The 15,041-nt window shown below is 76.7% G+C and carries 13 protein-coding genes; 7 read left to right on the top strand and 6 right to left on the bottom strand.

Annotation, left to right across the window (positions count from 1 at the left end):
* Positions 1–68: 68 nt before the first annotated feature.
* Positions 69–305, top strand: coding sequence for a hypothetical protein (locus ACI79Y_RS01485; protein WP_457156786.1), 237 nt, complete (start codon positions 69–71; stop codon positions 303–305).
* 115 nt (positions 306–420) lie between these two features.
* Here ACI79Y_RS01485 and ACI79Y_RS01490 read toward each other — a convergent pair whose 3' ends face one another.
* The 5 genes from ACI79Y_RS01490 to mce form a co-directional block, all read right to left on the bottom strand.
* Entirely contained in the window at positions 421–1,047 is a 627-nt protein-coding gene (locus ACI79Y_RS01490) for a class F sortase (protein WP_457156787.1), read from the bottom strand.
* 11 nt (positions 1,048–1,058) lie between these two features.
* Entirely contained in the window at positions 1,059–1,922 is an 864-nt protein-coding gene (locus ACI79Y_RS01495; RefSeq protein ID WP_457156788.1) for a DUF4397 domain-containing protein, read from the bottom strand.
* Between the two features lie 88 nt (positions 1,923–2,010).
* Positions 2,011–3,864 (bottom strand): hypothetical protein, encoded by a 1,854-nt coding sequence (locus tag ACI79Y_RS01500; RefSeq protein ID WP_457156789.1) that lies wholly within the window; start codon positions 3,862–3,864, stop codon positions 2,011–2,013.
* 233 nt (positions 3,865–4,097) lie between these two features.
* On the bottom strand, positions 4,098–5,591 hold the full coding sequence (locus tag ACI79Y_RS01505; RefSeq protein WP_457156790.1) for a hypothetical protein: 1,494 nt from the start codon (positions 5,589–5,591) through the stop codon (positions 4,098–4,100).
* Between the two features lie 110 nt (positions 5,592–5,701).
* Positions 5,702–6,175 carry a methylmalonyl-CoA epimerase gene (gene mce / locus ACI79Y_RS01510; RefSeq protein WP_457156791.1) on the bottom strand — a complete coding sequence of 158 codons (474 nt, stop codon included), beginning with the start codon at positions 6,173–6,175 and terminating at the stop codon, positions 5,702–5,704.
* A 138-nt stretch (positions 6,176–6,313) separates the two neighbouring features.
* Between mce and ACI79Y_RS01515 the strand changes: the two genes are divergently transcribed.
* The 6 genes from ACI79Y_RS01515 (at position 6,314) to ACI79Y_RS01540 (ending at position 13,457) form a co-directional block, all read left to right on the top strand.
* On the top strand, positions 6,314–7,519 hold the full coding sequence (locus ACI79Y_RS01515; RefSeq protein ID WP_457156792.1) for an acetyl-CoA C-acetyltransferase: 1,206 nt from the start codon (positions 6,314–6,316) through the stop codon (positions 7,517–7,519).
* On the top strand, positions 7,516–8,598 hold the full coding sequence (gene meaB, locus ACI79Y_RS01520) for a methylmalonyl Co-A mutase-associated GTPase MeaB (protein ID WP_457156793.1): 1,083 nt from the start codon (positions 7,516–7,518) through the stop codon (positions 8,596–8,598). Before ACI79Y_RS01515 ends, meaB begins: the two co-directional genes overlap by 4 nt.
* Complete coding sequence (locus tag ACI79Y_RS01525) at positions 8,595–10,067, top strand: phytoene desaturase family protein (protein WP_457156794.1); 1,473 nt, start codon at positions 8,595–8,597, stop codon at positions 10,065–10,067. The genes meaB and ACI79Y_RS01525 overlap by 4 nt, the downstream gene beginning before the upstream one ends.
* Before the next feature lie 109 nt (positions 10,068–10,176).
* Positions 10,177–10,686: a MarR family winged helix-turn-helix transcriptional regulator gene (locus ACI79Y_RS01530; protein WP_457085373.1), complete on the top strand. Its 510-nt coding sequence runs from the start codon at positions 10,177–10,179 to the stop codon at positions 10,684–10,686.
* A 39-nt stretch (positions 10,687–10,725) separates the two neighbouring features.
* On the top strand, positions 10,726–12,417 hold the full coding sequence (locus ACI79Y_RS01535) for an acyl-CoA mutase large subunit family protein (RefSeq protein ID WP_457156795.1): 1,692 nt from the start codon (positions 10,726–10,728) through the stop codon (positions 12,415–12,417).
* 62 nt (positions 12,418–12,479) lie between these two features.
* Positions 12,480–13,457, top strand: a complete 978-nt coding sequence (locus ACI79Y_RS01540; protein WP_457156796.1) for a tetratricopeptide repeat protein — start codon at positions 12,480–12,482, stop codon at positions 13,455–13,457.
* 121 nt (positions 13,458–13,578) lie between these two features.
* Here ACI79Y_RS01540 and ACI79Y_RS01545 read toward each other — a convergent pair whose 3' ends face one another.
* Positions 13,579–14,997 (bottom strand): neutral zinc metallopeptidase, encoded by a 1,419-nt coding sequence (locus tag ACI79Y_RS01545; protein ID WP_457156797.1) that lies wholly within the window; start codon positions 14,995–14,997, stop codon positions 13,579–13,581.
* Positions 14,998–15,041 lie beyond the last annotated feature (44 nt).

The following is a 15,041-nucleotide window of genomic DNA, read 5'->3' on the forward strand; positions in this document are numbered from 1 at the left end:
CCGGGGCCTCCCCGGCCGGTCGCGGTTCCCGGTCGTCCGCGCGGCGGCCCTTCCCCCCGTCGACGCCGGTGGAGGAGGCGCCCGACGGCGACTGGGCGGTCCGCCCGCTCACCGGGGCCGGAGGGGACAAGACCTACCGGTGCCCGGGGTGCGACCAGGAGATCCGGCCGGGGACGCCGCACGTGGTCACCTGGCCCGCCTACGCCCGGGACTCCGACCTGAGCCCGTGGGACACCGAGTCGGCCGCCGACCTGCGCCGGCACTGGCACCGGGTCTGCTGGGACAACCGCCGCCGGCGTCGGTGAAGGCGGAAGGACCCCGTCCTCCCCACCCTTCGCGAGCTCGCGGCGGTGCCCGGGACGGGGCCTGGCCCCACGCCTCGCTCCACTCGGCGCGGGCCCCTGAGAGGTGGCCGTTCCCTCACGTGACTGCGCGGGCGTAGACCACCACGTTGTCGGTGTAGCTGCGGCGGTCGCGGTCGAAGTCGCCGCCGCAGGTGATCAGGCGCAGCTGCGGATCGGCGGTGGGGCCGTAGACCTCCGCGGTGGCGAAGTCGGTCTTGGGGTAGGCGGCCACCCGGGTGACGGTGAACGCGACCTGGCTGCCGTCGGCGCGGTCGACCAGCACCTCGTCGCCGGCGGTGAGCTCCTCCAGGCGGAAGAAGACCGCCGGGCCGGTGCGGTCGTCGACGTGGCCGGCCAGCACCGCCGGGCCCGGCTGCCCGGGGGCCGGTCCGGCGGCGAACCAGCCGGCCTCGGTGACGTCGGTGGGCGGCACCAAAGCGCCGTCGCCGTCGACCCCGATGGCCGGCAGCGGGCTGTCCACGCCGATGGCCGGCACCCGGAGCCGCACCGGGGCGGGGGCGGTGGTCGTTCCGGAGGTCTCGGCGACCACGACCGGCGCCGGCGGTGCCTCGGCCCGGGCCGGGACCGCGGGGGCGGGGGTGAGCAGCGCGGCCGCGCCGGCGATGACGCCGACCGCGGCGAGCCCCAGCCGCGCCCGTGCGGTCGCCCGCGACCGCGGACACCGGTGCCGGCCCTCGGTCACCCGGTCCCCGGTCAGGACGCCGCGTGCCGGGCCGACCGGCCGCGGGGAGCCACCCGGCCCCGGACGGCGAGCAGCAGGGCGGTGACCGAGAGGGCGGCCAGCGCCGTGCGGCCGACCGGCGCACCGCCGTCGGCTGCGGCCCCACCCGCGCCGGCCTCCACGCCGCCCACCGGGACCACACCGGGGCTGGCGGCGTCCAGCGCGGTGGTCACGGTGACCCCGCCGCCGTCGCGGTCCAGCAGCAGCACGGTGTGGACCGACCCGGCGGCGAGGTCGACCGGCAGCTCGGTGGGCTCGCCGGCCGCCGTCGTCACGGTCAGGGTGGCCGGGCCGCCGGGCACGTCGAGGTACTCGGTGTTGCGCGCGAACTCCAGGCCCGAGGCCAGCTCCGGGCCGTCGGCCAGGGCGAGGTCGACGGGGGAGACGCCGGCCGCCGCGTTGACCACCCGGGCACGCGCCTGGCCGGCGGGGGGCAGCGACAGGTCGTCGGGCAGGACCGCGAACCCCAGCTCGGCGAAGTACCCGACGCCGGCGATCGTGGTCGCGCTGCCGGGGCCCACCGTGACGGTCGTGGCCAGCACCGGCGGGCTCGCGGGATCGGCGCCGGCAGCGCGGGCGCTGACCGTGTACGTGCCCGCGGGCACCGACCGGTAGGCCGAGACGTCGCCGTAGGTCACCGCCGGGAGCACCACCCCGGTGCCCGGTGCGGACACCGAGTCGATGTAGGCGTCGACCGACGGGGTGTCGGGGGAGAGGTGCATCATCCGGACCAGCCCGGTGTCACCGGCGGGGGCAGCGGCGGCCGGGGAGATGCCCAGCGCGCACAGCCCCGCGCTCAGCAGGAGCAGCAGCGGGCCTCGGGTCAGCCGGGACATCGGCGTCCTCCTGTCGGTTCGGGTGCCCGCCACCCCTACCCGTGCCGGCCGGCATCTGCACGCGCGGTTCCCACGGGGTGGCGCTGGGTCATCCTCCCCCGCCCGGGGTCACCATCGCGTCGGGGTCCGGGGCCAGCCGCCAGGTCAGCAGCAGCCCGTCCTCGACGGTGGTCACCCGGGCCGGCCGGTAGGGGGCGCGCTGGGCCTCCAGCCAGGCGCGCAGCCGGTCGGCCGCCGCTGCGTCGGGCAGCGGCTCCCCGCCGACGGAGCCGAGCAGGGCCTGGTGCACCGGCACACCGGGCAGCTCCCCGGGCACCGGGGGCAGGCCGGCCAGCTCGACGCCGAACCGGGCAGCCAGGCCGGCGAGCAGGGTGAGCACCCGGGGGTCGACGGCTCCGGAGCGCAGCAGCTCGGCGGCGGCCGGCGGGGCGGTGGTCGCCGGGCTGGCCAGCAGCGCCTCCCCGAGTTCGCGCCGGGCCGCCAGCTGCTGCGGGGTCGGATCGGCCGGATCGGGGTCGGCCACGGTCACGGTGGCGTGGTCCGGAGCCGTGTCGTCCGGAGCCGGGGCGGCCGGGAAGCGGGCCAGGGGGCGGGCGTCGCCGGCCGGGTCGTCACCGGTGATGACCTGCAGCCGGAGCGGGGGACCACCGGTCGCGGCGGCGACCGGGCCACCGGCGGGCACGAGCCGGTCGGCGTCGATCCCGGCGTGCACCAGCTCGGCGGCCAGCCGCGGGTCCGCGGCGAGCACCGCGTCGTCGGGGAGCTGCTCGCGGGCCCAGTCCGCCAGCTGGGCGTGGGCCGGGGCCCCGAGGTCGTCGCGGGGTGCGGCGAAGGCGCCGGCGAGCGCGGCGAGGAGCAGCAACGCCAGGGCGCCGGCGGCGGCCGGCCGGACGGTCCGGCCGAGCGCGGGCCGGGCCGTGTGGAGCCGGTCGGCCAGACCGGTGAGCAGCACCGCGGTCAGGAGCGCGGCCAGCGGCAGGCAGGTCAGCAGGGTCGGGAGCCGGTGCCCGGGCGGGACGACGCCCAGCAGCGTCCCGGCCAGCAGGGCCGCGCCCGCCCCGCGCAGCCTGGGCAGCCGGACGACGGTCAGTGATCCGACGGCGAGCAGCCCGACGCCGAGCACCACCAGCCCCGCGGTGCCCGCTCCCCAGCGCGCCGGGTCGCCCGGCTGCGGGTGCCAGGCGCCGACGAGCAGCCGGACGACGACGGCGCCGGCCACGATCCCGCCGACGGCGAGCCCCAGGGCGGCCGGCGGGCCGGTGGGGCCCGGTCCGGGCCCCCGGTGCCAGGGCGTCCGAGCGGCGGCTCCGGCGGCGCCGCCGACGACGAGGAGGACCAGCGCGTCCGGGGCGAGCAGCACGCCGATCAGGGTGGCCACCGCGGCGGTGGTCCCAGCCGCGGGTGAGGGCCGGCCGGACAGCAGCAGCCACGCGGCGAGCAGCAGCCAGGGCAGGGCCAGCCAGGACGGCGACGCGACGGCCGACAGCGGGGCGAACGCCGGCGCCGCCGCCAGCGCCAGCACGGCGAGCGCGGACCCGGCGTGGCCCAGGCCCAGCCGCCGGGCGGTCCGCCACAGCAGCACCCCGGTGACCAGCAGGGTGACGGCGAGGAGCTCCCGCTCGGCGGCGAGCAGGGTGTCGTGCCGGGCGAACGCCCGGGTGACGGTGGCGTAGACCGCGGTGTGCAGCGCGCCCAGCCCCTCGGGTGACAGCAGCGCGAGGTCGCCGTCCCCGCGCAGCAGGACGGCCGCCGGTGCGGCCAGGGCGTCGTCGTCGGGCAGCCGGGGGGCGGACAGCCGCCAGGTGGCGACGGCGGCCAGCACCGCCAGTGCGGTCAGCGGCCAGAGGACGGCGGCGCGCCGGTCACCCGGGGACGTCGCAGCGTGCCGGGCCCGCCGGGTGCCGGGGCGGCGGCGGCCGACCGGCGGGATCGGGTCCGGCACGGTCGTGGTCCTCCCGCGAGTCGTCGGGCGGCCGGCCACCCGGTGGAGTCGGCCCGGCACCAGCCGCACCCGACCCTGGCACGGGCCGGGAGGCCGGGCCACCGGGGCCGACGGGTGCGGGCGGACTCCGGAGGCCGACGTGCGAGGACCCGCCACCGGTGGTCCGGGGCGGGTCCTCGCGGGTGCGGCCGGCCCGGGTCGCGCCCGCGCCGGTCCGGGTCAGCCGATGCGGGTCAGCTGCGGCCGGACTCGGTGGAGCCGGTGCCCGGGGCGCTGCTGGTGCCCGCCGGCACCGGCGGGGTGGCCGGCTGCTGGGCCCGGTGCTGGGTGGTCCGAGGCGGCACCGGCGGGGTCTGGCGCGGCGCGGCGACCGGCCGCGCGGGCTGCCGCTCGGCGGCCGGCTGCTCCGCGGTCGTGCCCGACGGCGCCGCGGCGGGCGCGGCCTGCGCCGGCGCGGTCCGCGGTCCGGCCGCCGGCTGCTGGGGAGCCGTTGCCTGCTGTGGCCGGGCCTGGGGGGCGGGTGCGGCCTGGGCCGGGCCGGACTGCGGCTCCGGGGCAGCCGGGGTCTGCGTCGTCGGAGCGTCCGCCGTGGCCGGCTCTGCCTCGGCTGCCCGTGCCTCGGCTGCCCGTGGACCGGGGGCCTCCGCCTGCGCGGGGGCCGGCTCGGCCGCGGCCCGCGTCGCCTGGTCCTGCTCCTCGGGACGCGGCGGGATCCGCAGCGACTGGGTGCGCGCGGCCGGCGGCTCGGCGGCCGCCCGGGCGGGCTCCGACGAGGCCGCAGTGTCGGGCGCCTTGCTCTGCGGCGACTCCGCCGGCGGGGTCGAGGGCCGCTGCGCGGGAGCCTCCTGCGCGGATGCCTGCTGCGCGGGCTGCCCGGCCGGGCGGGCCGCCGGGGTGGGGCGGTCGCCGAGGTCGGGCAGCTGCTCCAGGAGCGTGCGCACGTCGGTAAGCCGCTGGGCGAGCTCGTCCCGGACCGCCCGGATGGCGGCCGCGGAGGCCTCCGCCTCGGTGACGGTGCGGTGCGCGTGCTCGTCGGCGGCGGCCACGCGCTGCTGGGCGGTGGCCACGGAGTCGCGCTCGCGCTCCTCCTCCAGCCGGGCGGCCTCGGTGCGCCGGATGCGCATCGCGATCTCGAAGTCCTCCTCCGCCTTGGTGCGGCGGGCCTGCGAGTCGGCGTCGAGGCGGGCCACCCGCTCCTGCGCCTTGGTGACGAGCTCGTCGGCGCGGGCCTGGGCCTTCACCGCGACCTGCTCGGCGTGCGCCCGGGCCTCGGCGACGAGCCGCTCGGCCTCGGCCCGGCTGGCGGCCGACCGTTCCCCGAGCGCCCGCTCCTCCCCGGTGATCCGCTCGCGGACCGCCTCGGCCTCGGCGGCGACCGCCGCCTGCAGCTGCGCGGCGTCCTCCTGGGCGGCCCGGCGGATCTCCGCGGCCTCCTCCTCGGCCAGCCGCAGCATGTTCGAGATGCGCTCGCCCATGTTCTCGAACGTGGGCGCACTGGCGCTCGCGGCCCGGCGGCGCAGCTGCTCCACCTCGCCGTGCAGGGCCTGCAGCTGGCGGGCCAGGTCGGAGGAGCGCGCCACCGCGGCGTCCCGGTCGGCGATGGCGACCCGCAGGTCGGCGTCCATCCCGGCGAGGGTCTCGTGCACCTGTTCGCGGTCGTAACCCTTGCGCACCACGTCGAAGCCGGGGCCGCCGTCGCGGAAGAAGTCGTCACGAGGGTCGCTCATGGGCGTCATCCTCGCAGAGAACCGGCGCCGGGTCAGCGTGTCGCAGGCCGCTGCGCGGGCGACTCACAGGGAGCCCGGCCGGGGGCCCGCGGTTCGGGCCGGGGAGCCGCTCAGCGGCCGGCGGGGCCTCCGGCCGGCTCGACCAGCTCGACCAGCACGCCGCCGGCGTCCTTGGGGTGCACGAAGTTCACCCGGCTGCCGGCGGTGCCGCGGCGCGGCGAGTCGTAGAGCAGGCGCAGCCCGCGGTCGCGGAGCGTCTGCGCGGCGGCCTCGACGTCGGTCACCCGGAAGGCCAGCTGCTGCAGCCCCGGGCCGGAGCGGCCGATGAACCTCGCGATCGTCGACTCGGGGGTGAGCGGGGCGAGCAGCTGGACCCGGGTCTCCCCGTCGCCGACGACGAGCATCGCCTCCCGGACGCCCTGCTCCTCGTTCGTCTCCTCGTGCACCGACCGCACGCCGAACGTGCCGGCGTAGAAGGCGATCGCCTCGTCCAGGTCGGGCACCGCGATGCCCACGTGGTCGATGGTGGTGAACATCCCGGCGGGCAGCCGGCTGTGCGCGTCGTCGGGCACGGCATCGGTCATGCGGCGCATCCTGCCGGGGGAGACGCCGGGGCCGTCGCCCGGGCCCTATCCTCGACGGATCCGCAGCGGTGCGGAAGCCTGCGCCGCGATCCCGGAGCAGGCCGCCAACGGCGGCGGCCGGAGCCACTGGAGGCCCCGATGAGCCAGCCCGCACCCACCCGTTCGGTCATCGTCGGCGGCGCCCGCACGCCGATGGGCCGGCTGCTGGGTTCCCTCAAGGACTTCAGCGCCGCCGACCTCGGCGGCGTCGCCATCAAGGCGGCCCTCGAGCGCGCCGGGATCACCGGCGACCAGGTCGACTACGTGATCATGGGCCAGGTCATCCAGGCCGGCGCCGGGCAGAACCCCGCCCGCCCGGCCGCGGTCGCCGGCGGCATCCCCATGTCGGTGCCCTCCTTCACGCTGAACAAGGTCTGCCTCTCCGGCATCGACGCCATCGCCCTGGCCGACCAGCTCATCCGGGCCGGCGAGTTCGACGTCGTGGTCGCCGGCGGCATGGAGTCGATGACCCGGGCGCCGCACCTGCTGCCCAGCTCGCGCACCGGCACGAAGTACGGCGACGCCACGCTGGTCGACGCGATGGCGCACGACGGCCTCACCGACACCTTCGACCAGGTGGCCATGGGGGCGCTGACGGAGCAGGCCAACAGCCGGTACGGGCTGACCCGCGAGGAACAGGACGCCTTCGCCGCCGCCAGCCACCAGAAGGCCGCGGCCGCGCAGAAGAACGGCCTGTTCGACGACGAGATCACCCCGGTGCCCATCCCGCAGCGCACGGGCGACCCGGTCGAGTTCCGCGAGGACGAGGGCATCCGCCCGGACACCACCGCGGAGAGCCTGGCCCGGCTCAGGCCCGCCTTCGCACCCGACGGCACGATCACCGCGGCCTCGGCGTCGCAGATCTCCGACGGCGCCTGCGCGGTCGTGGTGATGTCCGCGGCGAAGGCCGCCGAGCTCGGCTGCACCGTGCTGGCCGAGATCGGTGCGCACGGCGTCGTCGCCGGCCCCGACGCCACGCTGCAGACCCAGCCGTCCCGGGCGATCGCCAAGGCGTGCGCCCGCGAGGGGATCGACCCGGCCGCCCTGGACCTGGTCGAGCTGAACGAGGCGTTCGCCGCCGTCGGCATCGTCTCCACCCGCGAGCTGGGCATCGACCCCGAGCGGGTCAACCCCAACGGCGGGGCGATCGCGCTGGGCCACCCGGTCGGGATGAGCGGTGCCCGGATCGTGCTGCACCTGGCGCTGGAGCTCCGCCGTCGCGGCGGCGGGGTGGGCGCCGCCGCGTTGTGCGGCGGTGGCGGTCAGGGCGACGCGCTCATCCTCCGGGTCCCCGCCGCGGGGTGAGCGAGCCCGAGGCGCCGGCCGTCCAGGCGGCCGCCGCCGGCCCGGGGCGACGGGGCCGGCGGGCGGCCGACGTGCCGGCGCTGGTCGCGGGGGCCCGGGAGGGCGACGCCCGGTCGGTGGCCCGGCTGATCTCGCTGGTGGAGGACGCCAGCCCGCTGCTGCGCGAGGTCGCAGCCGCGCTGGCGCCGCACACCGGCTCCGCCCGGGTCGTCGGGCTCACCGGACCGCCCGGGGTCGGCAAGTCGACGACGACCACGGCGCTGGTGCGCGCGTTCCGGGCGCGCGGTGAGCGGGTGGGGGTGCTCGCCGTCGACCCCTCCTCACCGTTCTCCGGCGGCGCGCTGCTCGGCGACCGGGTGCGGATGCAGGACCACGCCGGCGACCCCGGGGTGTTCATCCGGTCGATGGCCTCCCGCGGCCACCTGGGTGGGCTGGCCTGGGCCACCCCGCAGGCGCTGCGCGTGCTCGACGCGGCCGGCTGCGACGTCGTCCTGGTCGAGACGGTCGGGGTGGGCCAGTCGGAGCTGGAGGTCGCCTCGCTGGCCGACACGACGCTGGTGCTGCTCGCCCCGGGCATGGGCGACGGGATCCAGGCGGCCAAGGCCGGGATCCTCGAGGTCGCCGACGTCTTCGTGGTCAACAAGGCCGACCGGGACGGCGCGGACCAGACCGTCCGCGACCTCCGCGCGATGCTCTCCCTCGGCGGCCGGCACACCGACGCCGGGGAGTGGCGGCCGCCGATCGTGAAGACGGTGGCCAGTCGGGGCCCGCACTCCCGGGACGGGGACAGCGGGGTGGACGACGTGGTGGCCCGGCTCGACGACCACGCCGCCTGGCTGGCGTCCTCGGGGCAGGGGCACCGGCGCCGGGTCGCCCGGGCCGTCCGCGAGGTCGAGGCGATCGCCGTCGCCGGGCTGCGCGAGCGGATGGGGGACGTCGGCGGCTCGGCCGCGTTGCCGGCCCTGGCCGAGCGGGTCGTGGCGGGGGAGACCGACCCGTACCGCGCCGCGGACGAGCTCGTCGCGCACCTCCAGGACCTGGCGGGCAGGATGGCCACCGTGCAGAGGTCAGCCAGGTGAACGGGACCCCGGACGCCGTCGTCGTCGGAGCCGGCCCGAACGGGCTGGCCGCTGCCCTCCGCCTGGCTGCGGCCGGCCTGTCCGTGCGCGTGGTGGAGCGCGGCGACCAGCCCGGCGGCGGGCTGCGCACCGAGGAGGTGACCCTGCCCGGCTACCGGCACGACATCTGCTCCACGGTGCACCCGATGGCGGCCAGTGCGCCGTTCTTCACCGAGTTCGACCTCGCCTCCCGCGGGGTCCGGCTGCTGCAGCCGGAGGTCAACTTCGCCCACCCGCTGGACGGCGGCCGGGCCGCGCTCTCGGTGCACGACCTGGACCGCACGGCCGAGTCGCTCGGCCGGGACGCCTCGGCCTACCGGCGGCTGTTCGGGCCCCTGCTGCGGCACGCGGACGAGATCGTCGACTTCTTCCTGACCTCGGCCTTCCGCCGGCTGCCGGTGCGCGGCGCGCCGGCGATCGCCGCCTTCGGCCTGCAGGGGCTGCCGAACATCGAGTTCCTCGCCGACCGCCACTTCGCCGACGACGAGGCGAAGGCGCTGGTCACCGGCGTCGCGGCGCACGGGATGCTCGACCTCACCCGGCCGCTGACCGCGGCGCTGGGCATGTTCCTGGGGATGCTCTCCCACCACCAGGGGTGGCCGGTGGTCGAGGGCGGGTCCCAGGTGCTCTCCGACGCGATGGTCACCGCGCTGGAACAGCAGGGCGGTGAGGTCGTCACCGGGCACGAGGTGACCGACCTGCGCGAGTTCGCCGGGGTGCCCGCCGTCCTGCTGGACACCTCGCCGGGAGCCTTCGTGGCGATGGCCGGCAACGGCGTCACCGACGGCTACCGCCGCTGGGTGCACCGGTACCGGCACGGGCCCGGGGTGTTCAAGGTCGACTGGGCGCTGTCCGAGCCGGTGCCGTGGACCAACCCCGACGTCCGGCGGGCCGGCACCGTGCACGTCGCCGGCACCATGGCGGAGACGATCGCAGGGGAGGCAGCCCCGGCCGGCGGGCGGATCACCGACCGGCCCTACGTGCTGGCCGTGCAGCCGACCGTCGTCGACCCCTCCCGCGCGCCGGACGGCGGGCACGTCTTCTGGGCGTACGTGCACGTGCCGCACGGGTCGACGGTGGACATGACCGAGGCGATCGAGGCCCAGGTCGAACGTTTCGCACCCGGCTTCCGCGACACGATCCTGGCCCGGCACACCATGCACGCCGGGGAGATGGAGCACTGGAACCCCAACGACGTCGGCGGCGACATCTCCAACGGCGAGGCGTCGCTGCGGCAGATGCTGTTCCGGCCGGTGCCCCGCTGGAACACCTACAAGACGCCGATGACCGGGGTCTACCTCGCCGGTGCGGCCACCCCGCCCGGGCCGGCCGTGCACGGTCACTGCGGGGACAACGCGGCCCGGGTGGCGCTGCGCGAGGTGTTCGGCATCCGGCGCGCGCCGGAGCTGCGCCCCGCGCTCCCCGGCTGACCTGAGCGCGCTGCTCGCCGAGTGTCGAGTCGTCGACATGTCACCTCGGCGACAGACGTCGACAGCTGCGCACTCGGCGGCCGGCGGCCCGGAACTAGGCTCTGCGGTCATGGTCCGACCCCTGGGGCTGCCCTTCGACCCGATCGAGCGCGCGGCGGAGACCTGGGCGGAGCGGTTCGGCCCGGCGGCCTCGATGCGTGCGGCGACGTCGGTGTTCCGGGTGCAGCAGATCCTGCTCGCCCGATTCGACGAGGCGCTGCGCCCACACCGGCTGACCTTCGCCCGCTACGAGGTGCTGGTGCTGCTCACCTTCTCCCGCACCGGTCAGCTGCCGCTGAAGGTGATCGGCAGCCGGCTGATGGTGCACCCCACCAGCGTCACCAACGCGATCGAGCGGCTGGTCGCCGCCGGCTACGTCGAGCGCCGCCCCAACCCGACCGACGGCCGGGGGGTGCTGGCGGCGATCACCGACGCCGGCCGGGACGTCGTCCCGCCGGCCACCGAGGCGCTCACCGGCCAGGACTTCGGCCTGGCCGGCCTGCCCGAGCACGAGCTGGACACCTTGTTCGCCATCCTCAAGAAGGTGCGGCTGGGCGCGGGCGACGTGGCGCCGGACTGAGGCCTGGCCGCAGATGCTAGGGCGTCCTAGCATCTGGTCATGACCGAGCCCGCGGGCAGCGAGGCCCGCCAGCGGTGGCAGCAGCGGTACGACGCGGCGCTGGCCGCCGGGCGGGTCCGGGAGGCCGACTTCACCACGCTCTCGGGGGTGGCCGTCGACCCGGCCTACGGGCCCGCCGACGAGCGCGCCGTCCCCGGGTTCGAGCGGATCGGCTGGCCCGGGGAGTTCCCGTTCACCCGGGGGCTGCACCCCACCGGCTACCGCGGCCGGCTCTGGACGATCCGCCAGTTCGCCGGGTTCGGCAACGCCCGGCAGACCAACGAGCGGTTCCGGTCGCTGCTGGCCGCCGGCGGTGGCGGGCTGTCGGTCGCCTTCGACATGCCGACGCTGATGGGCCGGGACTCCGACGACCCCCGCGCGCTCGGCGAGGTCGGGCACTGCGGGGTCGCGGTCGACTCCGCGGCCGACATGGACGTGCTGTTCGACGGCATCCCGCTGCAGGACACCACGACGTCGATGACCATCAGCGGCCCGGCCGTCCCGGTGTTCTGCATGTACCTGGTCGCCGCGGAGAGGCAAGGCGCGCCAGTCGGGTCACTGGACGGCACGCTGCAGACCGACATCTTCAAGGAGTACACGGCGCAGAAGGAGTGGCTGTTCGCCCCCGGACCGCACCTGCGGCTCATCGGTGACCTGATGGAGTTCTGCGCCGCCGAGATCCCGGCCTACAAGCCGGTCTCGGTGTCCGGGTACCACATCCGGGAGGCCGGCTCGACGGCCGCGCAGGAGCTCGCCTACACGCTGGCCGACGGCTTCGGCTACGTCGAGCTGGGGATCTCCCGGGGGCTGGACGTCGACGTGTTCGCGCCGGGGCTGTCGTTCTTCTTCGACGCGCACATCGACTTCTTCGAGGAGATCGCCAAGTTCCGGGCCGCCCGGCGGATCTGGGCGCGCTGGCTGCGCGACGTCTACGGCGCCCGGACGGCGCGGGCCCAGCAGCTGCGCTTCCACACCCAGACCGCCGGGGTCTCGCTGACCGCCCAGCAGCCGGAGAACAACATCGTGCGGACGGCGGTCGAGGCGCTCGCCGCGGTGCTCGGCGGCACCAACTCGCTGCACACCAACGCCCTCGACGAGGTGCTCGCGCTGCCCAGCGCCAAGGCAGCGCAGATCGCGCTGCGCACCCAGCAGGTGCTCGCCGAGGAGACCGGGGTGGCGAACGTGGCCGACCCGCTCGGCGGCTCCTGGTACGTCGAGGCGCTCACCGACGAGCTGGAGCGCCAGGCGGAAGAGGTGTTCGCCCGGATCCGCGAGATGAGCTCCGACGGCTCGATGACCAGCGGCATCCTGCGCGGCATCGAGGACGGCTGGTTCACCGGGGAGATCGCGGAGGCGGCGTTCACCTACCAGCGGGCGTTGGAGAAGGGTGGGAAGAAGGTGGTCGGGGTGAACACCCTGACCGACTCGGTGCAGGACGGCGACCGGCTGGAGGTCATGCGGGTCGGCCACCAGGTCGAACTCGACCAGCGGGCCGAGCTCGCCACCCGGCGGCAGACCCGCGACGACGCCGCCGCCCGGGCCGCGGTGGCCAGGATGGTCGAGGTGGCCCGCACCGACCAGAACATGGTGCCGGCGATGCTCGACGCCGCCCGGGCCGAGGCCACCCTCGGCGAGATCTGCGACGCCCTCCGCGCCGAGTGGGGCACCTACGCCGAGCCGGCGAGGTTCTGAGCCCGGACGCGGCCGACATCCCACCTGGTCGACGACCGGGTCCATGGGGTGACAATGGGTCCATGCAGCCGAACCGTCCTGCTCGTCCCGCCGCCCCGCGCGACCCCCGGGCCGCCGCCCAGCAGGCCCAGATGGCCGCCTCCCTGGCCGGTGCCGTCGACCTCGCCGCGGTCAAGGCGCGCAGCGAGGCGGCGGCCCGGGCGCAGGCCGCGCCGCCGCCGTCGGCGAGCACGCCGGCCGGTGCCCCGGGCAGCGCCGTCGTCGACGTCACGGAGGACACCTTCCAGTCCGAGGTCCTCGACCGCTCCTTCCAGGTGCCGGTCGTCCTCGACCTGTGGGCCGAGTGGTGCGGCCCCTGCAAGCAGCTGTCGCCGGTGCTGGAGAAGCTGGCCACCGAGGGCGGCGGCTCGTGGGTGCTGGCCAAGGTCGACGTCGACGCCAACCCGGCGCTCGCCCAGGGGCTGCGGGTGCAGGGCATCCCGGCGGTCAAGGCGGTGTGGCAGGGCCAGCTGGTCGCCGAGTTCACCGGGGCCATCCCGGAGGAGCAGGCCCGCCAGTTCGTCACCGAGCTGGTCGCCGCCACCACCGGGGGCGCGGTGCCCGGCGCCGAGGGCGAGCCGGCCGAGCCGGAGGACCCGCGGCTCGACGAGGCCGAGGCCGCGCTGGACCGCGGTGACCTGACCGCCGCCGAGGCCGCTTACCAGGCGATCCTCGACGCCGAGCCCGAGCACCCCGTCGCCGGGCTCGCGCTGCGCCAGGTGCAGCTGTTCCGCCGGGCCGAGGAGGCCGGCCCGGACGCGCTCAACGCCGCCGACGCCGCACCCGACGACGTCGCCGCGCAGACCCGCGCCGCCGACCTGCTGCTCGGCACCGGCAACGTGGAGGCCGCCTTCGACCGGTTGCTGGACGTCATCCGCCGCACCGCCGGTGAGGACCGCGACCTGGCCCGCAAGCACCTGGTCGAGCTGTTCGGCGTCGTCGGCGACGAGGACCCCCGGGTCGGCGCCGCCCGCCGCGCGCTCACCCTCGCCCTCTACTAGTCGGTCGTCCGGCCCCCTCGCCGGGGCCCACCGCGAGCCTGCGAGTGGTGGGGTCAGGCCTCGTCCGGAGGCTCACCCCGAGCCTGCGAGGGGTGAGGGGGACGAGGTCCTTCGACCTTCCTCAGCCGAGGCCGCAGGCGGTGGGGCCCTCGAACACCCCGGCGCGGAAGACGTCGACCAGCTGGAAGCCGGTCAGCCCGACGTCGGCGACGACCTCGGGGTCGTCGCTGTACTCGAGCAGGAACGAGACGCTCTCGTCGGCGTCGCCGGGGGAGATCCGGATGCTGGGCACCTCCTCTTCGAGCGCCGCCGCGGTGAAGGCCCCGGCCAGGCACACGGAGGAGCGGACCGCCTCCTGGTCGTCGGTCGACAGCCCGAGCTGGTCGCGCACCGCCAGGCCGTACGGCACCGCGACGGCGGTGAGCACGGCGTAGTCGCCCAGGTCGTCGTAGAGCGGCCGGGTGAGGTCGGCCTCGTCGAAGGCGACGGTGCCCTCCGCCGGGCAGTAGACCAGGTCGCCCTCGGGCCGGCTCCCGGCGCAGTCGGGCGCCGTCCGGGCGAACGGCTCCAGCTCGGGGGGCTGGAAGTCCGCCCCGCGGGAGTCGAGGACCGCCGCCCAGAACTCCGGGAAGGACGTGGCGATCAGGCTCTGCACGTCGGCGTAGGGCGCATCGCCCCCGGTGAGCAGGTCCTGGTCGGAGAACTCGCGCTGGGTGTACGGGCGGTCGGGGCCGAAGGCGTCCCGGCAGGCCGTCGGGCCGTCGTCGAAGCCCTGCTGGAAGGCCGAGACCCGGTCGAAGTACGAGCCGTGGGCCTCGCCGGCGTCGAGCCCGGTGCCGACCGGGTCGCGCAGCAGCAGGTAGCCGCGCAGCACGTCGTCCAGCTCTGCCGAGCGGATGCTGTTGTGCGGCGCTTCGCCGTCGGCGACCCACCGCGTCCAGGCCCCGGCGAAGCAGTCGGCCTGGGTCTCGATGTTGATCGACCGCTGGACCGGGTAGCCGACCCGGCCCTGCACGGCGTGGCCGAACTCGTGGGCCATCACCAGCGCCGGGATGAAGCGCCCGTAGCCCTCCGCCCCACCGGTGCCGAAGGCCAGCTCGCCGAGGAACGCCCGGTCGTACTGGATGGCGTCCCCGTTCGGGTACTGCTGGCTGGGCCCGCAGTAGAAGGCGTTGTCCTCGACCGCCTCGGGTGGCTCGCCGCAGCCGATCTCGCCCCCGGGGTAGGCGGTGGGGTCGATGTCCGCGGGGTCGACGGAGTAGTAGCCACCAGCCAGCGGTGGGAACTGCTGCTGGTAGACCGGGCCGAACTGGTCGGCCCACCAGGTGTTCAGGTCGGCCAGCGCGTTGCGGGCGAGGCGGTCGACGTCGGAGTCGACGGCCCCGATGATCGGGAACTCCTCCGGGGCGACGTCGTCGCGCACGCCGGCCAGCGGGGTCGCCGTGCCCTCGATGAAGGTGACCGCGCACCCGCTCAGCGCCGTCGCCCCGAGCGCCGTGGCCAGCGTGAGGCCGGCGAGCCGGTGCGAGGGGGTGGGCATCCGCTCCCTGTCGTACGGGCCACCGGGCCGGTGGCGGTCACCCC

The sequence above is a fragment of the Modestobacter sp. SYSU DS0875 genome, assembly GCF_054050915.1.

Coding starts and splice junctions, on each gene's coding strand:
- ACI79Y_RS01530 (WP_457085373.1), top strand. CDS start 10,177: ATGGTCCGACCCCTGGGGCTGCCCTTCGACCCGATCGAGCGCGCGGCG.
- ACI79Y_RS01495 (WP_457156788.1), bottom strand. CDS start 1,922: ATGTCCCGGCTGACCCGAGGCCCGCTGCTGCTCCTGCTGAGCGCGGGG.
- mce (WP_457156791.1), bottom strand. CDS start 6,175: ATGACCGATGCCGTGCCCGACGACGCGCACAGCCGGCTGCCCGCCGGG.
- ACI79Y_RS01505 (WP_457156790.1), bottom strand. CDS start 5,591: ATGAGCGACCCTCGTGACGACTTCTTCCGCGACGGCGGCCCCGGCTTC.
- ACI79Y_RS01545 (WP_457156797.1), bottom strand. CDS start 14,997: ATGCCCACCCCCTCGCACCGGCTCGCCGGCCTCACGCTGGCCACGGCG.
- ACI79Y_RS01535 (WP_457156795.1), top strand. CDS start 10,726: ATGACCGAGCCCGCGGGCAGCGAGGCCCGCCAGCGGTGGCAGCAGCGG.
- ACI79Y_RS01515 (WP_457156792.1), top strand. CDS start 6,314: ATGAGCCAGCCCGCACCCACCCGTTCGGTCATCGTCGGCGGCGCCCGC.
- ACI79Y_RS01540 (WP_457156796.1), top strand. CDS start 12,480: ATGCAGCCGAACCGTCCTGCTCGTCCCGCCGCCCCGCGCGACCCCCGG.